The organism is Amycolatopsis sp. NPDC050768 (genome assembly GCF_040654155.1).
Classification (GTDB): domain Bacteria; phylum Actinomycetota; class Actinomycetes; order Mycobacteriales; family Pseudonocardiaceae; genus Amycolatopsis.
Genome location: NZ_JBFAHL010000012.1, coordinates 110,641 through 132,080 on the forward strand (window position 1 = coordinate 110,641; position 21,440 = coordinate 132,080).

Below are 21,440 nucleotides of genomic sequence, written 5' to 3' on the forward strand. Positions count from 1 at the left end.
TTCTCGCGCTGCGGCGCTACGCACGGTTCACGATCCGGACCGGCCCCAGCAGGCCCGCCGGCTTGAGCTCGGTGCCGGCGGCGATGTTCTTCAGTGGCGGCTGCACGTACGCGACCGGCGTGGCTCCGGGCTGCTGGTCGCCGACCAGCCGGTTGAACCAGCTGTTGGTAACCTTGACCTGCAGGGTGTTCCGGCCGCCGCGAAGCGCACCGGTGATGTCGAGCCGGTACGGGGCCCGCCACGCGATGCCTGCGTCGGCACCGTTGATCGCGACCTGGGCGATGTCGTGCACCTCCCCCAGATCGAGGATCACGCGACCACCCACCTTGGCCCAGTCCGCGGGCGCGTCGAACGTCGTCGAATACGTGGCAGTGCCGGAGAAGTACTTGATCCCCGGGTCGCTCTCCTGCGCGAAGGAGCGGAGGAACGCAAAGTTCGCCTTGGCGGGCGCGCCGCGATCGGCGGGGAAGTCGACCTGCCACGCGCCGGCGACCGCGCCGATCTGCCGATCCGCGGCCACCGCCACGGTTTTCGACCCGGGCTTGCCGTGCGAGACGACAAGGAAGATCGAGTCGGCGGGTCCGAGGTCGACGGTCAGCTGCGTGGCGCCGCTGGTGGCGTCGAACGTAACGGCGGCCGTCTGGCCCGACACCGGATCCCAGGTTTCCACCGCACTGCCCGCGGACCGCAGCGTCAGCGGAATCGTGGTGCGCACGTTGCGGCGGTTGACGATGAAGTAGATGTCCGCCGAGTCGGTACGGCGATGCGTCAGCCACAGAGGATCATTGGCGGTCAAGGGATCCATGGCGTCGAGCCGGTACGTCCAGTCGGGCGTGACCCCGAGCTCGGCGAGCGCCTCGGCCGCCGTCACGCCGCTGAAAACCCGACCAGCGCCGACGACGCGGTCACGCTGCTCGCCGTCGCCCCACAAACGCGTGGCCAGCTTCTGGAACTCCGCGTCGTCGTCCGCCAGGCTCGGCGACCCGAGCGGTTTCGGCCCGGCGATCGCCGCGCCGGCATCCACGAACCCGGCGAGCTTACGCAGCACCGCCAACGTGATCCGCTGGGCATCGCCGCCGAGCTGCAGCAGCGCGTACGCCTGGCCGGAGCGGGTGACGATCCGGCCGTCGCGCACCGACATCTCGTTCAGGATGACCGTGCCGTTGACGAAGTCGTAGTCGTAGCCGATCGGCTGGTCGGTCTGCCGGAAGCTGCGGCCCCACACGCCGGTCGCGGGGGCTTCCTGTCCGTAGAAGTACGCGACGTCGGCGACGTGCGTGCCCCGCGACAGCAGCCAACTGCACCGCGAGAGGTACGTCGTCCACGGCTTCGCCACCTCGGCCCAGGTCTCCAGCCGGGTGAAGAACGACCCGATGCCGTTCAGCGTCACGCCGGGACCGCGGTCGAGCGGCTGGTGCACGGAGGTGTGGATCATGAACCGGGTCGCGCCCTGGGCGAGCATTTCGTCGGCCAGCGGCTTGAGATCCTTCGGGGTGAAGCCCTGCGGGGTGAAGGTGAAGGCCTCGACCGCCGCGTGCGGCCGGCCGTAGATATGCGCGACCGACGCGGCACCACGGGTGTCGACCCGGTAGGTCTCGAACGACTGGTCCCCCGGCGCGAACGCCTCCCCCGACGCGCCCATCGGGAAGTCCGCGTACTGCCGCATCTCCATGTCGTCGCCGAACCAGCCGCGTTTGTCCTCCTGCGCCTCGGCGTAGGTGCGCTGGATGCCGCGCTTGTGCGCCTCGGCCGGGATGACCTGGTAGTGGTTCTGGGCCAGCAGCTCGTTGAGCGTGCGCCGCCAGTCCCACAGGAACTTGTCGGCGTCGGCGGCGCTGTCGACGGGCACTCCGGTGAGCACCGGCAGGTGCGGAGCGGGGTCGTAACCGCGGCGCTTGCGGAACTCGTCCAGCAGCGACTCGGTCCAGTTCTGGTAGCCCGCTTCGTAGCTGTCGTTGAGCAGGCCGGTCAGGCCGCGGCGGCCGAAGAGGTCCTTGCCGGCCGCGTCGGCGAGCATGTCAAGGTAGGTGTTGAGGTACTTGCGGACGCGGCCGGCGTCGAGCTTGTCGACCTCCAGACCGGTGGCCGCGGTCGACGCCGGGCCGTTCTGGTGACCGGTAAGGCTGTACCCGAGGCGAACCACCACCCACGTACCGGCCGGCGCCCGCCAGTTCAGCGTCCCGTCCGGGGCCATCCGGCCGGTGAGGTCGACGACGTCGGACCGTCGGACCGCCGCTGCGCCACCCTGCGAAGGGGTGGCGACGTGGTAGTAGTTCGCCGTCTGTCCGAACCCGGCCTTCACCTCGAACTCGTGCACGGTCGCGACGGTGCGCAGGATCAAGCTCGACAGGGCGATCGGAGCCGACGACGGTGCGGTGGAGCTCTGCCCGAACACGACCTTGAAGTACTTCGCCGTGGTCTGCGGAACGAACAGCGTGCGCTGCACCCCGCTGTAGACGCCCTGCGCCAGCAGCGTCCACTGCCGGCCATCGCGGCTGCTGTAGACCTGCGCCGACGGCCCGTATTCCACGACGTCGTTCCACCCGCTGAACGCGGCACCCGCGGCGATCGTGACCCCGGTGACCGTGGCCGGGCGCTCGTATTCGAAGCGCACCCAGGTTCCGGCCGTGCCCGGCGCGGGGAGGTACTGGGCGTCGGCGACCGAAGCGTTCGACAGCTTGGCGACGTCCAGCGGGACACCCTGGTCGCCATTCGACGTCGGGGCCGCTTTCGGGTCGGCCTGCAGCCCACTGGCGAAGACCTTCGGCGCGAGAGCCGATTGGTTCTGGGTTCCGTTCGGGACGCGGTAAGCGAACACGCGCGCGTCCCGGTAGAAGGCAGGCAGCGGAGTAGGGGTGGACGAGGCCGCCGCGGAATCCCCGAACTGGCCGGCAACCGCGGGCGGTTGTGGCAGCTTCACCTGGCCCTGCCCGCCCGAGACCCAGGTCTCGGTCCACACGTACTTCTTCATCGCGTCTTCGGCCGTCACCCAGGGTCCGCCGGTCTCCGACCACCCCGGTGAGCAAGCGACGTCGGCCTCGAGGCCGAGCCGGTCAGCCTGCTGCATCGCGTAGCGGAAGGCCGACTTCCAGCCGTCGGACATGTACGGCAACGGATTCGGCACGACCACGGGCACCCGGCCCGCGCCGTCGAAGTTCACCATCCCGCCGATCCCGGCGCGTTTGAACCACTCCAGGTCGGCCTTGATGCCCTCCTGGGTGATGTTCTGGTTCATCCAGTGCCACCACACCCGGGGCAGGACTTCCGCGGGCGGCGTTCTGAACCCGCCGAGCACGTCCGAACCGTCCAGTGCCGAAGCGAGCCGGGGGACGGCGAGACGCGCCGGCTCCACTCCGCCTGCCTCAGCGGCGCGCAGTCCGGTCGCGGCTTCCAGCTCTCCGGCCGCCTCCGCCGCGGTGCCTGGCAACGCCGCGGCGCCCGCCGCGCCGAGCGCGACCACGGCAGCGCCACGCAGAAACCCTCGCCTGCTCGTTGACATCACTGTCCTCGTTTCGTCGAGCTGAAACGATTCATGCGAATCTAGACCTGACTGAGCGCCGCCGACAATCCTGCGAAAGTTCCGAGTTTCGCTTGTACGCCAACGAGTACGCGTCGAAAACCGCGTGCTGGGCGCACGAAAACATCACCCCGCCGCCTGCCTGAGCAAAGCGGTATCGGGGTGTCGCGATGGTGCTGCCGCGCCCTACAAACCCGGCCGCGGTGCGGCGTACCGCACACGAGGCAGCGCCGACCAGTCCCAGCAACCCGTGGGACGGGGAGGCGACCTGTGGAGGCCGGATCTATGGCGCACAGCAGCTCCTCGGAGGCCGGCGGGGTACAGCCTGAGTTCGTCTATGAATCGTTTTACCTCACGGGAACGTTACGAGGGTTTCCCTTGGGAGACAAGAGCTTGTCCGGATTCGGTCAGCCGCAGTGTCGACCACGTTCAGACGAGGCCACGCCGAGCGGCCCACACCACAGCCTGGATGGGAGTGGCGAAACCGAGGCGATCACAGATCGAGCGCATCCGCCGGCGAACGGTCCGGTCGGACAGCTCCAGCCGGCGAGCGATGCTGTCCAGCGGCAGCCCTTCTGCGAAGAGTGCAAGTAAGTCGAGCTCCTCGCGCTCGAGCGTGGCGTTCACCGGATCACCGCCCTCTGCCACTCCGCGACGACAACGCGCGAGGTCCCCGTCCGCCTGAGCCCGCCGACTGAGGCGTCCCGCTCGGATCCTGGCGCGTCATCGCGACCTCCGGATTGAAAGGTTTCACCAATCCTGGCGGTGTGACGCTACTATGGGCCCGCGAGCCCCGTCAACGAGTGCCAAGATCACGCGCGCAAGGCCGTGCCGGCGAAGCAGATGCGCCTTATGACGTTTCAATACCACCGGCACATGACCGGCGATCGACCGCCCGGCAGACATCGCACAATCTAGTCGAATCCCGACAAACCGCGATCGTCGGCAAGCCGCCGCCTGGTCGAGTCCAGCGCGAACGTGACCGCCCCGACGACCTCGGCGCGCGTCCCCAAAGACGAGCGCAACAGCTGCAGGCCATCGGTGATCGCCGGCTGCGCGTACCGCCGCACGCTTTCCCCGACGGCGTTGACGAGCACGTCACCGGCGGCGCTGACCAGGCCACCGAGGACGACCGCCCCGGGATTGAGGCTCGCGCACAGGTCGGCGATCGCCCGGCCGAGTGTCCGCCCGGCGTCGGACACGATCCGGCAGGCCAGCGGTTCCCCGTCGCGCACGAGCTGAACGACCCCGTCGAGAGTCAGGGGTTCGCTGCGGGTCGGCTGCAGCAGCTCGATGATGCGCCGGCCCGAGGCGAGCGTGTCGAGGCAACCACGACTGCCGCACCAGCACAGGGCACCGTCCTCGTCGACCAGGACGTGGCCGATCTCGCCGGCGATCCCGGCGGCGCCCTTGTAGAGCTTCCCGTTCAGAACGAGCCCGGCGCCGATGCCGCTGGACACCTTCACGTAGAGGACGTCGTCGATTCCGCTCGCGACGCCTTCCCACGCTTCGGCGAGGGCGCCGAGGTTCGCGTTGTTCTCGAGCCAGACCGGCATGCCGATGCGTTCTTCGAGTTCGGTCGCCGGGACCACGCCCGCCCAGTTGTTGAGGACGCGGCCGAGGGTGATGCTCCCCGTCGCGCGATTGACCGGGGCGGGCAGCCCGACGACCACCTGCCGGACCACCTCCCGGTCGATCCCCGCCTCGGCGGTCAGCTCGGTGACCAGCTTGGCGGCCGCGGACAACGACTCCGCGGCGAAGTCGTCGACCTGCATGAGCACTTGCTGCTCGGCGAGGATCCGGCCCGACAGGTCGGCCAGCGCGGCTCGGATGTGGGTCCGGCCGAAATCGACGCCGACCACCGCATCGGCGGTCTTGGCGAGCCGCAGGAGTCCGGGCGGCCTGCCGCTGTGCGAACCACGGGCGTCCGGATCGGGCACGTCCTCGACCACGGTGCCGTCGGCGACGAGATCGCTCACGACCGCCCACACCGACGTCCGCGAACGCCCGGTGACCTCGCGCAACCGGGCTCGGCTCATCGGACCGTAGCGGCTCAGCGCGTAGAGGACGTGGTCCCTCTGCGACGGGCTCGGTGCCGGGCCGGATGCCCGGGACGGTCCGTTGGTCACCTCTCCACCCCCATTGGCTTCCCCGATCTTTCAGCGTATCCGCGACGCGGATCGGTTGGTCACGTATTCGCCGTGGCGGCCGTCCGTTCGAACACCCCGCGAGCTCGCGCCCACTGCTCGAACTCCGCGAGGTTGTCCACGGTGATCACCTGCGGCTGAAGTCGCCGCTGGTTTCCCTCGAGGCCCGCCGGGGCGAAGCCCAGCAGCGTCAGTGCATCCGCGGTCCCGAGACGAGCGGCGAGCGCGATCGCGGCGGCCGCGTAGTAGCCGAAGTAGTACTCACGGATCCAGATGCTCGCGAAGACGGATCCGCGCCGGATCGCGGCAGCGGTCTCGGGCAGCATGTCGTTGCCGACGATCGCGACCTCGCCGGCACGGCCCGCGTCTTCGACGGCCGCGGCCTGGACGGCGGCGTGGTAGCCGTAGACGCCGTAGCAACCGGCGACATCCGGGTACTCCGCCAGCAGCCTGCGGACGTTCGCGGCAGCGACGTCGATGTGTTCGCCGTCGTCGTCACCGCCGACCACCTCGATGCCGGCTTCGGCCATCGCCTCGCGGAACCCGCGCAGTTTCCCCGCCGCACCATGAGCGTTGGTAGAGCCGGTCTGCGCAAGAACACGCGCGCCGGCCGGCACCCGCTGTGCGAGCAAACGACCGGCCTGGCGGCCCAGCTCGACCGGCGTCGGCATGCCGACGTACAGCGCCCGCCCACAGCCGGGTGCGTCGAGGTCGAACGTCACGACCGGCACCCCGGCACCGGTCGCCTCGGCGACCACGGTGTCGAAGGCCGACTCGCGGGTCGCGACGAAAGCCAACCCGTCCACGCCTTTCGCGAGGTGGCGTCGCATCGCCTCCACCTGGTCGTCGACCGATTCGTACTCGGGGGCCTCGAAGACCACGTCGAGTCCCCACCGTTCGGCGGCGTCGCGCCAGCCGGCGTTGACCATGTCCCAGTACGGTCCGCGGTTCTTCTCGATCACCGCGATCGTCAGCCTGCGGTTCCACCCGCCGGCTCGGTCAGGCGTATTCATAGCGCACCGCGGTCGATTCCACGTCGACACCGAGTGCCGACTCCGATCCGATCCCCAGGCCCGGAAGGTCGCTCACGTTCGCCACACCGTCGACGATCGTCACGCCGCCCGAGGCCACGATGTCCTGTTCGAACAGCGTGTGACACGCGACGCCCGTGTAGAGCGGGTTGCGCGAAGCCACCGCGAGGTGGGCGACGGCCGTGTTCGCCACCTTCATCTCGTTGATCTCGTCGACGATGTAGTCGACGTTGTGCGCCTCGGCGACCCGGATCATCTGCTGGCACTTCTGAACGCCGCCGACCCGGCTGATCTTCAGGCTGACGATGTCGGCGGCTTCGGACTCGATGACGCGGTTGAGGTCGGCCACGGTGCGGATGCCATCGTCGGCCATCACGGGGAACCGGGTCGAGCGCCGGATCTTGGCCAGGCCGCTGAAGTCGTTGGCCAGTACCGGCTGCTCGAGGATGACCTTCTGGCGTAGCGGCACCTCCCTCTCCAGGACTTCGGCGATGAGGAGCGTCTGGTTCACCGACCAGGCCTGGTTCGCGTCCAGGCTCAGCGTCGCGAGATCCCCGATCACCGGCAGCAAGGACCGGACGATGTCGAGGTCGTATTCGGTGTCGCCGCTCATCTTCTGCTTGAAGAACCGGTAGCCCTGCGACATCAGCCGGCCCATGTCGCTGGCGGTGTCCTCGTAGGTCGCCGGCGTGATGTGGGTGGGCACGCCGTCGTGCATCCGGCCGCCGAGGAGCTGGTACATCGGAATGCCGAGGATCTTGCCGGCCAGGTCGTGCAGCGCGATGTCGATGCCGGCCTTCGCCGCGACATTGCCCGCCGGCGAGTAGCGGTCCATGAGCGTGTTCGCTTTGGTCAGCTGCAACGGATCGAGGCCGACAAGCCCCGGCTTCAGCAGGTTGATGCCACCCAGCGTCGACGGCGCAGTCTCACCGTAGAGCCCGGGGCAGTGGGCCGCTTCGCCGATGCCCACGACGCCTTCGTCCGTGTGGATCTGCACGATGACGTTGACCTGGGTCTCGTCCTTGACGTAGTACCGCTTGTCCTTCATGTACTCAGGCCGGTAGTCGGCCCGGACTGCGGTGCCGGTGATGTCGGTGATCTTCACGTGGTCCTCCCTGGACTTGCTGCTGGAGTTCGCCGGTTCCGCGATCAGGTGGTCGCGCGCCGGCGGGAAATCGAGTCGACGATCACTGCCGCGACCAGAACGGCGCCGATCACCATGTACTGCAGATCGGACACGAGGTTGAGCAGGTACATGCCGTTGTAGATCGAACCGATCACCAGCCAGCCGATGACCGCGGACCAGGCGCTGCCCCGGCCGCCGAACAGGCTGGTGCCGCCGATGACCGCCGCGGCGATCGAGTACAGCAACAACGTGCTTCCCCCGAGGTCCTGAGAGGCGGCTCCGACGTAGGAGGCAGACAGCACGCCTCCCGCCGCGGCCATGGCGCCGGAGATGGCGAAGACGGAGACGCGGATCCGGTCGACGTTGATGCCGGCGCGACGTGCCGCTTCAGCGTTCCCGCCGACGGCGCGCACGCGCTGGCCGTATCGGGTCTGGGTGATCAAAACCCAGAAGAAGACCGCGAGCACCAGGAAGATGATCAGCGCCAACGGGACACCGACCGCTCGGTTGAGCTCCCACACCACGACGAACAGCGCGACGGCGAGACCGACCACCTGGATCACCAGCAAGCCCAGCGGCGGTGCGCTCACCCCGGCGCGCACGTGCCGTCGCCTGCTGATCAGCCCCAGCGCCAGGAAGCACACCACCGCGACCGTGGCGAGCGCGTAGCCGGCCACTGGTGCGAGGCTGCGGCCCTCCAGCTGAGAGATGGTGCCGCCGAAGGGGAACAGGATCGTGCCGGTCTTACCGAGGAACCGCAGTTGCAGACCGAGGAAGAGCAGCAGACCGCCGAGTGTCACGATGAACGACGGGACGTTGAGCCGTGTTCGGATGAATCCTTGGAGGGAGCCGAGCACTCCCCCGGCCGCGACGGTCGCCACGATCCCCAGGATGGGGTTCCAGCCGTTGTTCTGGACGAGGACAGCGAGGATGGCCGCGCCGAGACCGCAGACCGAGCCGATGGACAGGTCGACCTCGCCGATCAGCAGAACCATGACCACGCCCAGTGAAATCACGCCACCGTAGGAGATCTGGCGCGCGAGGTTGTGCACGTTGTCGTCGGAGAGGAACCGGTTGTTGACGAGCTGGAAGACGATCCAGATCAGGACGAGGCCGAGGTAGACCGACAGGCTTCCCACGTCACCCTTGCGGATCTGCTTCACCCTGGCGCGGATGAGTTCCCCCAGCGTCGGCGCGGCCTGATCGAGCGGTGCCGGCTCTGACGTTGCGGCCGTCGTCTCGGCTTGTGGGAGTTCTTCGACTGTCCTTTCCGGACTCATGCGAGGTCACCTCCGGAGGTGATGCCGTGCAGCTCCCGGCCGGCGCCGAGATCCGCGGAAGAGGTCAGGCCGGTGATCGCGGAGACCACCTGTTCGTGGGTGGCCTCCGATGTGGAGAACTCCCCCGCGTTGCGGCCCAGCCGGAGCACGCAGATGCGATCGGCGACGGCGAACACGTCGGCGAGGTTGTGGCTGATCACGACGACGCCGAGGCCGCGTGCCTTCAACCGCCTGAGCAGCTGGAGTACCTGCGCGGTCTGGGCCACTCCCAGGGCCGCCGTCGGTTCGTCCAGGAGCACGACCTTCGGCTCGCCGAGGATCGCTCGGGCGATGGCGACGGCTTGCCGCTGCCCGCCCGAGAGGTCCTCGACCCGGGCCAGCACGTTCGGAATCCGGGCGCCGAGGCCGGCCAGCAGGGCTCGCGCCTGCTTCGCCATGTCGATCTTGTCGAGCAACCTGGCGGTCCGGTACGGACCCGTCAACATCTGCTCCCGGCCGAGAAAGAGGTTGGCGACGACGTCGAGGTTGTCGCACAGAGCCAGATCCTGATAGACGGTCGCGATCCCGAGCTTGGCCGCGTCCTGCGGTGTCGCCACCGTCACGGGGTTGCCTTCGAAGGTGATCTGCCCGGAGTCCGCGGGCGACACCCCGGCGATCGCTTTGATCAGCGTGCTCTTGCCGGCCCCGTTGTCGCCGACCAGCGCGACGATCTCCCCCGCCCGCGCCTCGAACGCGACATCCTGCAGGGCGTGCACGGCACCGTAGGACTTCTCGGCGTGCGCCAGCGAAAGCAGGACCCTGCCCTGCCCGTTTTCGTGTTCCGTTGTCACAGCTGCTTCCTTCACCCTGTGATACCGGCCCGAGCACACGCGTCGGCCGCGCCGCCCCCGCACACCTCTGCCGACGTCGCGAACCCGTCGGCGATCACCGTCGACTTGATGTTGTCGACAGTGACGGCGATCGGCGGCAGCAGCTGCGTCGGCACTTCGTCGCCGGTCACGTTCTTCACCATGGGCGCGGGCGGCAGCGGCTTGCCGTGGGCGAGAAGGATCGCGATCTTGGCCGCAGCATCCGTCTCGGCCTTGAGATTCTTGTACGTGGTCATGTACTGGGTACCGAGCACGATGCGCTGCAGACCCTCGTCGGTCGCGTCGAGACCCGTCACCGGTGGGATCGGCGAGATGTTCGCCTGCCGCATCGCGGTGACCGCCGCGCCGGCCAGCGTGTCGTTCGCCGCGTAGACGCCGACGATGTCGTGGGCGCCGATCTTCGCGATCGCCTGCGTCATCTCCGTGGTGGCGTTGGTCGGCGACCACCCGTCGGTGTCGTACTCGGCGGCGATCTTGTACCCGGACTTGTCGAAGACCTCGTGCGCGCCCTGCTTGAAGAACGCTCCCGTGGTGTCCGGCGCGCCGTTGATCATGACGATGTTGCCGGAACTGTGGCCGGCCGCCTGCATCGCCTTGATCATGGCGTTCGCCTGGGTCTTGCCGACCTCGATGTTGTCGAACCCCGTGCGATACGCCAGCGGGCCACCGGCCGTGCGGTCGTAGGCGACCGTCGGCACACCCTTGGCCTTTGCCTCCTGCACGATCGCGGCCGAACTGTTCACATTCGCCGCGTCGAGCACGAGCACCTGCGCGCCCTGCGCCAGCGCCGACTCGGCTTGCTGTTGCTGCTTGTCCGCGGCGTTCGCGGCGTTGAAGTACAGCACCTTGCAGCTGGAATCCTGGGCCTTCACGGCATCGAGGAACAGCGGGTGATCTTTTGCCTCGTAGCGCGGAGTCGTGTTCTCCGGCAACAAGAACGCGATCGTGCACCCACCCTCGCTCGACCGAGACGGCTGCACCTCAGCGGCACACGCCGACGCGGCCACCGCAACGGTCAACGCCGTCAACACCGTGGACAAGCAGGCTCTCTTCATTGACAGCTCCTCTGGCTGGCGCATGCTCTGCTACGGGGAACCGCGCGTCGATTCGTGCACGGCCCTGCTCGCCGGACAGTTTCATCAGCCGAGGCCAGTTCTGTCAACTACCGAACAGAAATATGGGATCTCATCCGAGAATACCCGCCGCTTCTGTTCAGATTGGACCGTGAGTGAACAGAATCGGCTAACTAGACAGGCGGCGAGATCCCCCTGATCACGCTCTCCGAGCGTGATCGACGGACCTGGGGACCAGATGACGTCGTCAATCTCAGGTCGCCCGCGTCGCAAGTCTCAGGTCAACATCAGGTCGTGAACTACGATGATCGGATCGCCGCCGACAAGCCGATCGCGCAAATGGGCGAATCACAAGAAGCGCGCCAAAACTGATTACCTTGAACAAGCTTTGCGCATTCAGGAAACATCGACCCCCGGGTCTTTTTCAGCACTGATGGCATTGCCACCCCATTCCGAACGCATCACCGTATCCAAAGAGAAGGTCTTGGCCCGAACTGCAGCAGTGGAACACCACCAGCACCTGGAAGGACACCTACGCCGGGCAAGCCGACGGGTGTTCTGCATCGCGCAGGACCTCTTCGGCCGCCAGTTCGCCATCACCGGAAACCACGACATCGTCACCTTCGCCCCGAAACCGCCGACCCACCCCCATCGGCACCAGCCTCGAGCACTGGGCCGCCCCTACCCGGCGGAGTCCAGGTCCACCTCATGCCCGACCAACCACCCGCCAGCACCGACGAGACCGGCTCGCGTACGCCGAACTCGACGTGTTTGCCGACTACAACAGCTTCTTCGTCCACGCGACGACCTTGACCCGCGCGGATTCAGCTAAGGCACGTACAGCTAACTGCCGTGCTCTCCGGCGAGTGCCTGATACACCGGCCGAAGCAGCTCGGCGACGTCTTCACCGCCCACCGTGATCGCGAACGGCGGGGCTTGGTCGAGCAGCGCGTCGAACGACGCTCGCGGCCCGTGCAATGGCGCCGCGCCGCCCAGGCCCGGGGCCTGACCGCAGTCGAAGAAGGTGTCCATGACTTCGGTCAGGGCGGGAGACCTGTCGTCAGGATCGAGCGGCTCGGCGGAGATGAGCCGGTTCTTCAGCTCCTCGAGCAGGGTTTCGCGGTCCCGGCCGCGCAGAGCGAGGATGGTGAACGGATCGTCGCTGACCTGCGCCACGAGCGCAGTGAACACGGCGTTCAGGTGGCCGCACGGCACTTCGACGTCCGGGCAGGTGCAGTCCAGTGACACCTCCCGCGCCGACGACGGGAACAAGGGCAGCCGGAGAGCTTTGAAGATCTGTTCGACGTCACGGGGCAGCTCGCCGCTGAGCAGCTGGACCGTGGCCGACGCTTTCGCGGCGAGGGCATGGGTGATCGTCGCCCAGTCCGATTTCCCGAACGCCGTCAGTCCGATTCTCACCTGGTACGGGCGCGGCCGGCTGTCCTGCACCGTGGCGTCGACGCGCCCGGCACCGACCTCCAAGGACACGACGCGCCCTTGGCCGCGCGCGGGCAGAAGGACGCCGATCGCCGTCAACGCCCGGATGAACCGGGTCGGCCACCAAGGGAGTGGCTCAGTCATCGATCGCGTCCTCCCCCAGGGTGAGCACCCCGCGCAGCGCGTCCGTGGACAGTTCGGTGAGCCAGCTTTCGCCCTCGCCGACGACCATTCCCGCGAGCGCGCGTTTCTTGGTGATCAGGGTGTCGATGCGTTCCTCGATGGTGCCCGGGCAGACGAACTTCCGGACCTGGACGTTGCGTCCCTGCCCGATCCGGAACGCCCGGTCGGTGGCCTGGTTCTCCACGGCCGGGTTCCACCAGCGGTCCAGGTGCAGGACCTGGCTGGCGGCGGTCAGCGTGAGCCCGGAACCGCCTGCCTTGAGCGAGAGCAAGAGGATCCGCGGCCCGTCGTCGGACTGGAAGCGTTCCACGATCGCGTCTCGCGACCCTTTTGCCAGGCTGCCGTGCAAAAACGCGACTTCGGCGCCGAGCCGGTCCGACAGATGGGGCACGAGCATGTGGCCGAATTCGGTGTATTGCGTAAAGCACAGCACTCGATCGCCCGACGCCAGGATCTCCGCCAGGATCTCTTCGAGGCGGATGACCTTGCCGGAGCGGTGTCCGATCGGGGAGCCGTCGTGCAGCAGGTGCGCGGGGTGGTTGCAGACCTGCTTGAGTTTCGTGATCGCGGCGAGGATGTTGCCGCGGCGCTTGATGCCCTGACTGTTCTCGATCTTCTTCATCATTTCGTCGACGATCGCGCAGTACAGCGTGCCCTGTTCACGGGTGAGCCGGTATTCCTGCCTGATTTCGATCTTTTCCGGGAGCTCGGGGACGATCGCGGGGTCCGTCTTCACCCGGCGCAGCAGGTACGGCTGCGTGAGCCGGCGCAGAGCGGCGGCCGTGGCCGTATCGCCCCGCCGCTCGATCGGGACCGCGAACCGCCGCCGGAACTCGAACCTGCTGCCGAGCAGCCCGGGGTTGAGCAGGTCCAGCACCGACCACAGGTCCGCCAGCCGGTTTTCCACCGGAGTGCCGGTCAGCGCGAGCCGGTGCCCGGCCGTGAACCGGCGCACCGCCTTGGCCGTCGCGGTGTCGGCGTTCTTGATGGCGTGCGCTTCGTCGAGCACCAGGCGTCGCCAGGCGAACGTCTCGAGTTCGTCGGCATCGCGGGCGGCGGTGGCGTAGGTCGTGACGACGAGGTCGGCCGCGGCGACCTGCTCGGCGAGCGCGTCCCCGTGTGCGCGGGCGCTGCCGTGGTGGGCGTGGACGCGGAGACCGGGGGCGAAGTTCGCCGCCTCCCGCTGCCACATGCCGACCAGCGACATCGGGCACAGCACCAGCGTCGGCCGGTGATCGTGGTCTGCCCGCTCGACGACCTCGAGGGCCAGCGTCTGGACGGTTTTGCCGAGGCCCATGTCATCGGCCAGGCACGCACCGAGCCCCAGCGCCGACATGAAAGCCAGCCAGGCGACACCCCGCTGCTGGTAGGGGCGCAGCGTGGCACGGAACGATGGCGGCAACTCGACCGGCGCCACGGCCTGGTGGACCCGCTCGGCCAGGACGTCCCCGACCCAGCCGTCCGCGCTGACTTCGGTGACCGGGAGTGGCGTCTCCTGCGCGAGGTGGACGAGCTCCAGCAGCTCGGCCGCGGTGGGTCGGTGGGTGTGCCGGTGCGGGTCGCGGCGCAGGAACTCGAGACCGGCGCGGAGCCGGTCGGCGTCGACGCTGATCCACCTGCCCCGCAGCCGCACCAGCGGTGTCTTCGCCGCGACGAGCCTGGCCAGCTCGTCCTCGCCGATTTCGTCGTCGCCCACCGCGATCGACCAGTGGAACCCGGCCAGCTCGTCGCGGCCCACCCGGCTGCGGGCGACGACTTGCTCGGAGGGCGTGCTGCGGACGGAGAGCCGTAGCCCGAGCCGACGCCTGCCGTCCCAGGTGGCCGGAAGCTGCACTTCGAACCCGGCCTCGATCAGCCGGGTCGCGCCCGAGGTGAGGAACTGTTCGGCTTCCTCGACGGTCAGGTCGTACTCGGACGGCTGGGTCCTGCGCAAGGCCGGCGCCAGCATCGGTTCCACCAGCGCGGCCCGGCCCAGTTCGGCGGTTAACAGCCCCTGCGGATCCCTGACCAGCCCGGTCGCCCGGCCCGACCAGATCTGCTCCGCCGACAGCAGCAAGCTCGGATCGGCCGTCGCACGCAGGAGGAACTGCAGCTGCCACTTGGTGCCGTCGCCGGTCTGGTCGGCGGGATCGTCCTCGGCCGGCTGACCCAGTGTGCCGACTTCGGCCAGCCGGAAACACGCCCGGCCGTCGACGACGTCGGTATCGGCGACCTCGTCCCACCTCGCGACCGCGTCGGCCAGGACACCGAGCTCACCCAGCGGCAGCGCGACGCGGGCAACGCCGCCCTGCAAAGCGGACAGCCACACCCCGGCCACGCCCCGGCCTCCGCGCAGGTCGACGGGCGGATCCGCCCGCGCCAGCCGGTCCCGGACCGCCGCGTCGACCAGGGCGTGGAGGGCATCGGTGACGAGCGCGCGGGGCGAGGCCCCGGTGAGCGGCGCGATCTGCTCGGCCCGCCCGACCGGCGGCATGGCCGCGACCAGTGCGTCGAACGCTACGAAATCCACGCCCTGGAGCACCGGGCGCCATCGGGCCTCCGCCGTATCGCCCTGGCGGACCAGCGTCGGCAGAACCCGCCCGCGCCGCACCAGATCCGCGGCCAGGCGGGCCACCGCCCGCAGGTAGGTGACCGAAGCGCCGTACGAGGCCGAGTCGTCGAGGTCGTCCAGCTCGGTCGCGTCCACGATCAACGCCGGCACCGACCACGGCCGCAACGACGGCGCCGAGCCACGCCGCCGGACGCCCGCCGCCGTCTCGGAGGAGGCGAGCGGCCGGTTCGCCCGCGACGGCAGCAGCAACGTCACCGACGTGGGCTTTCCGGGATGCAGAGCGGTCAGCTTCGAGCTGGAGACCGCGAACGGATGCGGAAGCGCGATCTGCGCCGAACGGCTCGACGTGCCGGCCGGGCCTCGGTCGTGCTCCGCCCAGAGCAGCAGACCCCGGCCCGGAGACCACAGAGCGTGCACCAAGGGCAAGGTCTGTGGCTCCTTCGTCCGATCCGGGTTTCCCGCAGATCGTCGCACGGCAGACGTAGAGGTCCCGCCCGAGACCACGGCGGCGGTGACCCAACTGGCAGTAAGGGATCAAGGGCGTCGCCCTGTGAGGCGACAAACGCCGAAATCCAGCACTCGCTGACTACCCCGTTATACAGTCAGGTGGACCATATTCGCGATCGACAGTGCCTGAAACCTGGCGATTCGTCGGCGACCGCAACCCGAGGCAACTTCGACGAAGCCGCCCGCCCGGGAGGAGTACGCAGGTCGGGTGAAACGACACCTTCTTGCCGCAGTCGAGGCGATCGGCCACTTGAAGGAAGTCTCCGATCGCTTTGTTTCCGGCCGCTTGACCCCCACGGCGCATCAGGCTGGCATAGTGCTCCTGTACGCGATGAGCACTTGGCTCACTGCGGCGTCAGCCACGCCTCAGCGCTGCGGCTCGAGGCGATCGTTCCGGGTCCGATCGAAGAGCCGGTCGAAGCTGAATGCAAAGGAACTGACAGGCGAGAGGGCCAGCAGCAAAGCGGCAGCCGCGGCAGCGAAGACGGATGCACTCAGTGGAGCTTCCCAGCCAAGGAACAGTGCCATCGACAGCCCGAACACCAGCAGCACAGCGCTCGCCGCCCAAGCAGTCCAACGGAGGAGCAGACCGGCCAGCAACATCAGGCCCAGCACCAGTTCCGCGACGGTCGCGACCCACGCAGCGGCATCAAGGAGCGCTCCGGTCAGGTACGGCGTGAGGGTTTGGGTATAGGCGGTGTATGCCGCGAAGTTGCCCCACGCCACAGTCCCGGTGTGAGGCGCGCCCCACCAGCCGAAGCGATCGGCAACGGCCGACAAGAAACCCGCGGCTAAGGCGAGGCGGACGAGTACCGTCGCGGTCGACCATACGCGCTCCCTCTGCGCGATCGATTTCGGGGAGAAGGCCATCGGCATTCTCCCTCGCGATGTTTGTTCAGTAGCCTGCGAAAACCCCATTCGATCTCCCCTGTAAACGATTTATGGACACCATCGACATTCAGCGCGGAAAATATTATCGACGGACGGAATAATAATGCCGAACGCGCAATTGACAGGCTGCCTCAACGGAAACTCGCACTGATCTTCAGAGGCATTCTTGATGCACAGAAGGAACGCTGACTGTCGTCATTCTTTACTCTCCCTCGATGCCGTCGGTAAATGTTGCCCTTCCCAGATTGCCGGTGAATCCGTAACCCGCGCCACTTAGTTTTGGCCATGATCCACTCGAATCCTGACATGCGTGGAGCAGATGGCAGAACACCGGAGTGACCATAGGTCGGCTGCCGGTCCCAGGTGGTGTCGTCCTCGGCCATGGCGGCCGTCAGACCGCGCTGAAGCCTCGTCTCTGGGCGCACCGACCCCGACGGCAAGTGGCCGGAGTCATGGGCGCAGTTCACCTCGCGCACCAGCCGGGCGCTGGCCCACGCAGCCGCGGGGCCGCCACCGGTGAGGTCATCCTCGTCGTCAGCTCCGCCGGACCAGTCGCGGCGGCAAGTGCCGCGATCGGCGCCGCTGAACAAGAGTCGGTGTGGTTGCCGACCATCGGCGCTCAGCAACGCTTTGATCCGGCGGCGGCGGTGCGCGTGCGTCGAGTCAGTGCGCTCCGGAGCAAAGACCGCCACAGGAGGCCGCCTGGCGGCCGCGAAGATCTTCCTCATCGCGCCAACCCGCATGCCACAATCGCGGAGATGACCCATCAGGACGCGCCGGTGCCGAGCCGCGCACGACGGGTCCCGCTGTTGGCCGGGATCCTGCCGATCCGGCGGCGTGCCCTGGGTTCCGACGCGCTGGCCGGTGTCACGCTGGCCGCGCTGGCCGTCCCCGAGGTGCTCGGTTACGCCAAGATCGCCGGAATGCCGCCGGTCACCGGCCTGTACACGATGCTCGCGCCGGTTGTGCTGTTCGCGGTGTTCGGCGCGTCCCGGCACCTGGTGGTCGGCGCGGACTCGGCGACCGCGGCGATCCTCGCGGCCGGTCTGGCCAGTTTGGCCGCTCCCGCCTCGGCTGCCTACGTCCGGCTCGCCGGCACGGCCGCATTGCTGGTCGGCGCGATGCTGCTGCTGGCCCGGCTGATCCGGCTCGGCTTCCTGGCCAACTTCCTGTCCCGCACGGTCCTGGTCGGTTTTCTCACCGGCGTCGGCATCCAGGTCGCGGCGGGCCAGCTGCCCGACATGCTCGGCGTGCCCGCCGGGGGCAACGAGACCGTGCCCAAGCTGATCAACCTCGTTCGCGCGCTCGGCCACACCGACGCCGCGACCGCGTTGGTGTCCGCGGCGGTGGTCGTCGTGGTCGTCGGCACCCGCCTCGTGGCGAAGAAGGTGCCGGGCGGGTTGATCGCCGTCATCGGCGCGATCGTGGTCAGCGAGCTCGTCGACCTGTCCGCGCACGGGGTCGCCGTGCTGGGCTCGGTTCCACAGGGCATCCCGCACGTCGCGCTGCCCACCTTCGACCTGCACGATATGTCCACGTTGCTCGGCACCGCGGTGTCGATGTTCGTGGTGATCCTCGCCCAGAGTTCCGCGACCTCACGCGCCTACGCCACCCGCTACGAGGAAACCGTCGACGAGGACGCCGACCTGGTCGGCCTCGGCACCGCGAACGTGGCCGCGGCGTTCACCGGCACCTTCGTCGTCAACGGCAGCCCCACCAAGACGCAGATCGTGGACGGCGCGGGCGGCCGTAGCCAGATCGCTCCCCTGGCCGCCGGGGTGATCGCCGTGGTGGTGCTCGTTTTTCTGACCGGTCCGCTGGGCGCGCTGCCTCTGGCGGCGCTGGCAACCGTGGTGTTCCTGATCGGCGTCGACCTGATCGACATCGCCGGGATGCGCCGCATCTTCCAGGTTCGACGGGCGGAATTCGTGGTGGCTTTGCTGACCGCGGCAGCCGTGGTTTTCACCGGCGTCGAGCAGGGCGTCGTACTGGCCATCATCGTGTCCGTCGTCGATCACCTCCGGCACAGCTACCGCCCGCACAGCGGCGTTCTGGTCAAATCACCGGCAGGCCACTGGCAACCCGAGGCTGTCACGCCCGGCCGCCGCACGACCGAAGGCATGATCGTCTACCGCTTCGGCAGCAGCCTGTATTTCGCCAACGCCATGCGGTTGGGCACCGACGTGACCACCCTGCTCACCGGCGGCCGCACCGTAACCTGGTTCTGCCTCGACTGCGCTGCCGTCGGCGACGTCGACTACACCTCGGCAGGCGTCCTGTCCACGGTCGCCAAACGCCTGGGCACGCACGGCACCCGCCTCGTGCTCTCCGGCGTCCTGCCCGAGGTCCGCGCGCAATTGGACCGGTACGGACTGACCCGAACGATCGGCGTGGACAGCTACTTCGACACCGCGGGGGCGGCTCTGGACGCGTTCGACAATCGAAAGGCCTGACACATGACCACCGTGACCTGGCTCGACGGACCCCAACACCACGACTACCCGGCCGCCGCCTCCTATCTCACCCTGATCGCAGGCACCGACCTCGTCGACCACCTCATCGAAGAGCTGCGGGACAGCCGCAACGCCGCCTTCTTCAAAGCCAAGGACATCCTGCGCGCCGCGCGCCTGGCACTGCTGCCGGTCGACAACCCGCACGTGAGTTCCGATCTGCGCAAAATCCACGACCACAAGGATCTCTCGCCGATCCTGCTGGTGCGCGGCGACCTGCGCCTCGGTATCGCTTTGGAGATCGCTGACGGCTATCACCGGGTGTGCGCGAGCTACCACACGGATGAGAACACCGACATTCCCTGCCGAATAGCCTCGGCCGCCTGACGGCGAGCCGCGAATCACGAGGCGGGTCATCATGGCCGGGTGACCTCCGCCGGCCATCAGCTCGATCACGCCGCGCACGGGTGCGGGTCAGCGTGTCCGTCAGGATTAGCGCAGGTACCAACCGCTGCCGCCGAGCGGGGCGAAAGCCATCGTGAGTGGACCGGACGCTCGTGGGCTGCGATGCATTCCACGTCGGCGGGCGGTGGCTGCGTCAACCACCTCTGCGACAAACCCGCCGACCGCATCCGCGAGGCCTACGGGGAGGCTCGACTATTAACTGCTCGATGGTTTCGGCGTGAGTGCTGTCGCTACACGCGCCCCTCCTCCTGCAGCCTGCAGCTGGCCGAGGAGCTCAATATCGCGTGTTTCACCAGCGGGCGCCGGACCGCCGTCCGGCGCCGACCTCATCACCTGGTTCACGTCGGGGTCGGCGCAGGCGGCAGCGACAGTCCGGTGTAGACCTGGTTGAGGACGGTGGGCAGCAAGGCGACCGCCGTGGTCCGGCCGTCCGGGGCCAAGGTCAAGTTGGCCCAGATGATGAGCGTGACGTCGTTGGTCGGGTCGTATCCCATGAACGAATTGAACCCGGGACATTCACCGCCGTGGTACCACATCGCGGCGTTCGGCGCGAAGCGCTGGTAGGAGATGCCGTACCCGTACTTCTGCCCGTCGGGCGCGTTCGGGTCCTCGGCTTGCAGGCTGTCTCGCCATTGCCGCTGGAAGTCGGCGTTGAAGACCTTGCCCGAGACCAGCGCCCGGATCCACATCGCCAAGTCGTCCGAGGTGGAGATGACTCCCCCCGCAGCGGTGGCGTACGAGGGGTTCTGCCGGGTGTAGTCGTTGGGCTGGAGTGTTCCGGCCCGGGCGGCGGCCTGCAGGTCGGGCGGGTACGTCAGGTCGACGAACGCGTACCTGGACCCGCCGTACATGTAACCGTGCGAGTAGCGGTCCGGGATGGAGGTGTCGGTGGCCGCGGGCAGCGAAGTCTGCCGCAGGCCGAACGGGCCGAACAGGCGCTGCTGCATCTGCTGGACCAAGGGCCGTCCATCGACCTTCTCGGCCACCAGGCCCAGCAGCGCGTAGTTGGTGTTGTTGTACTGGTACGCCGTGCCGGGCGGGAACTCCGGCGGGTGCCGGAAGGCGATGGCCAGCACGTCCTGAGGCGTGTAAACCTTCGCCGGATCGGCGTCCAGGGCCGCGGCCAGCTCGGGCGCTTGTGTGTAGTCGTACAGGCCGCTACGCATCGTCAGCAGCTGCGCCAGGGTGATGTTGTCGCCGTTGGGCACACCGGAGACGTAGCGCGACACCGGGTCGCTGAACCGGAGCTTGCCGTCTTGCGCGAGGAGCACGATCAGCGCCGACGTCATGGTCTTGGTGTTGGAGGCGACGCGGAAGTGGGTGTCCGCATCGGGCGGCGTGGTGGTGCCCAGTTGCGTGGTACCCACTCCCGCCGTGTAGGTGCCCTGCGGCGTGCGCAGCAGCACCACGGCCCCGGGAACCAGCAGCTCCTTGGCAGCGGCCGCCACGGTCGCCTGGAACGCGGCCGGGTTGATGGGCTTCAGCGCGGACTGCGCCGGTGCGGAACTGGTTGTCGTCCCCGGCGCCGCCGACGTGCCGGGCGGCGGCGTCGGTGCAGACGGGGTGCATCCCGCGATCATCAGGACAACAGCGGACGCGAGCCCGGCGACGCGCCAGGATCTCCGCTTCCTCCAGGGAATTCCTGCGTCACGCCAGCTCCGTGCCGGATGCGCTCGGCATACCCTCATCGTGGGTATCACCGCCTCAGCCCCGGGATTCGAGTACCGCGCCGATGCTGTCGGCACCGGACGGTGGCCGTAGTAGAAGCCGAAAAGCCTATCAGGCCAGGCTTTCCGCGCTCAATCCCAGGTGAAATCATGGCGGGAGCGCCGAAGCCGGGCACCACGACGAGCTCGCCGGCTCACGCGCGGCAGGACCGTCGGTGGTGAATGCCTGGCCGCTCACGCCGCCGG

At 68.3% G+C, this 21,440-nt stretch carries 14 protein-coding genes; 2 read left to right on the forward strand and 12 right to left on the reverse strand.

All coding sequences use genetic code 11. The features are described from left to right. Positions 1-16 precede the first annotated feature (16 nt). The 11 genes from AB0H62_RS31430 to AB0H62_RS31480 all read right to left on the reverse strand — a co-directional run bounded on the left by AB0H62_RS31430 (position 17) and on the right by AB0H62_RS31480 (position 16,591). Positions 17-3,499 (reverse strand): glycosyl hydrolase, encoded by a 3,483-nt coding sequence (locus tag AB0H62_RS31430; protein WP_360590046.1) that lies wholly within the window; start codon positions 3,497-3,499, stop codon positions 17-19. Between the two features lie 447 nt (positions 3,500-3,946). Next, complete coding sequence (locus tag AB0H62_RS31435) at positions 3,947-4,144, reverse strand: LuxR C-terminal-related transcriptional regulator (protein WP_220239834.1); 198 nt, start codon at positions 4,142-4,144, stop codon at positions 3,947-3,949. Positions 4,145-4,431: 287 nt separating this feature from the next. Then, positions 4,432-5,646: an ROK family protein gene (locus tag AB0H62_RS31440; protein WP_360590048.1), complete on the reverse strand. Its 1,215-nt coding sequence runs from the start codon at positions 5,644-5,646 to the stop codon at positions 4,432-4,434. A gap of 59 nt (positions 5,647-5,705) precedes the next feature. Further along, entirely contained in the window at positions 5,706-6,677 is a 972-nt protein-coding gene (locus AB0H62_RS31445; RefSeq protein ID WP_360590050.1) for a substrate-binding domain-containing protein, read from the reverse strand. After that, positions 6,664-7,800 (reverse strand): enolase C-terminal domain-like protein, encoded by a 1,137-nt coding sequence (locus AB0H62_RS31450; RefSeq protein WP_220239831.1) that lies wholly within the window; start codon positions 7,798-7,800, stop codon positions 6,664-6,666. Before AB0H62_RS31450 ends, AB0H62_RS31445 begins: the two co-directional genes overlap by 14 nt. A 44-nt stretch (positions 7,801-7,844) precedes the next feature. Continuing rightward, positions 7,845-9,101 (reverse strand): hypothetical protein, encoded by a 1,257-nt coding sequence (locus AB0H62_RS31455; protein WP_360590052.1) that lies wholly within the window; start codon positions 9,099-9,101, stop codon positions 7,845-7,847. Further along, a complete protein-coding gene (locus AB0H62_RS31460) occupies positions 9,098-9,931 on the reverse strand; it encodes an ATP-binding cassette domain-containing protein (protein WP_255637889.1) in 834 nt (277 codons plus the stop codon). The genes AB0H62_RS31455 and AB0H62_RS31460 overlap by 4 nt, the downstream gene beginning before the upstream one ends. 11 nt (positions 9,932-9,942) lie before the next feature. Further along, positions 9,943-11,025 carry a substrate-binding domain-containing protein gene (locus AB0H62_RS31465; RefSeq protein WP_360590054.1) on the reverse strand — a complete coding sequence of 361 codons (1,083 nt, stop codon included), beginning with the start codon at positions 11,023-11,025 and terminating at the stop codon, positions 9,943-9,945. An 861-nt stretch (positions 11,026-11,886) separates the two neighbouring features. Beyond that, a complete protein-coding gene (locus AB0H62_RS31470; protein ID WP_360590056.1) occupies positions 11,887-12,624 on the reverse strand; it encodes a hypothetical protein in 738 nt (245 codons plus the stop codon). After that, positions 12,617-15,640: a DEAD/DEAH box helicase gene (locus AB0H62_RS31475; RefSeq protein WP_360590058.1), complete on the reverse strand. Its 3,024-nt coding sequence runs from the start codon at positions 15,638-15,640 to the stop codon at positions 12,617-12,619. The genes AB0H62_RS31470 and AB0H62_RS31475 overlap by 8 nt, the downstream gene beginning before the upstream one ends. Positions 15,641-16,087: 447 nt before the next feature. Next, the gene (locus tag AB0H62_RS31480; protein ID WP_220239826.1) at positions 16,088-16,591 is read right to left on the reverse strand and encodes a hypothetical protein; all 504 of its coding nucleotides are present in this window, start codon (positions 16,589-16,591) and stop codon (positions 16,088-16,090) included. A 779-nt stretch (positions 16,592-17,370) separates the two neighbouring features. On the opposite strand from AB0H62_RS31480, the gene AB0H62_RS31485 reads away from it, so the two are divergent. Both AB0H62_RS31485 and AB0H62_RS31490 read left to right on the forward strand, forming a co-directional pair. Further along, the gene (locus tag AB0H62_RS31485; protein ID WP_360590060.1) at positions 17,371-19,065 is read left to right on the forward strand and encodes a SulP family inorganic anion transporter; all 1,695 of its coding nucleotides are present in this window, start codon (positions 17,371-17,373) and stop codon (positions 19,063-19,065) included. Positions 19,066-19,068: 3 nt separating this feature from the next. Then, positions 19,069-19,449, forward strand: a complete 381-nt coding sequence (locus AB0H62_RS31490) for a hypothetical protein (RefSeq protein ID WP_220239824.1) — start codon at positions 19,069-19,071, stop codon at positions 19,447-19,449. A gap of 416 nt (positions 19,450-19,865) precedes the next feature. On the opposite strand, the gene AB0H62_RS31495 is transcribed toward AB0H62_RS31490, so the two are convergent. Further along, on the reverse strand, positions 19,866-21,107 hold the full coding sequence (locus tag AB0H62_RS31495; RefSeq protein WP_360590062.1) for a serine hydrolase domain-containing protein: 1,242 nt from the start codon (positions 21,105-21,107) through the stop codon (positions 19,866-19,868). Positions 21,108-21,440: the final 333 nt, after the last annotated feature.

Coding starts and splice junctions, on each gene's coding strand:
- AB0H62_RS31470 (WP_360590056.1), bottom strand. CDS start 12,624: ATGACTGAGCCACTCCCTTGGTGGCCGACCCGGTTCATCCGGGCGTTG.
- AB0H62_RS31485 (WP_360590060.1), top strand. CDS start 17,371: ATGACCCATCAGGACGCGCCGGTGCCGAGCCGCGCACGACGGGTCCCG.
- AB0H62_RS31455 (WP_360590052.1), bottom strand. CDS start 9,101: ATGAGTCCGGAAAGGACAGTCGAAGAACTCCCACAAGCCGAGACGACG.
- AB0H62_RS31480 (WP_220239826.1), bottom strand. CDS start 16,591: ATGGCCTTCTCCCCGAAATCGATCGCGCAGAGGGAGCGCGTATGGTCG.
- AB0H62_RS31495 (WP_360590062.1), bottom strand. CDS start 21,107: ATGATCGCGGGATGCACCCCGTCTGCACCGACGCCGCCGCCCGGCACG.
- AB0H62_RS31430 (WP_360590046.1), bottom strand. CDS start 3,499: ATGTCAACGAGCAGGCGAGGGTTTCTGCGTGGCGCTGCCGTGGTCGCG.
- AB0H62_RS31465 (WP_360590054.1), bottom strand. CDS start 11,025: ATGAAGAGAGCCTGCTTGTCCACGGTGTTGACGGCGTTGACCGTTGCG.
- AB0H62_RS31490 (WP_220239824.1), top strand. CDS start 19,069: ATGACCACCGTGACCTGGCTCGACGGACCCCAACACCACGACTACCCG.
- AB0H62_RS31445 (WP_360590050.1), bottom strand. CDS start 6,677: ATGAATACGCCTGACCGAGCCGGCGGGTGGAACCGCAGGCTGACGATC.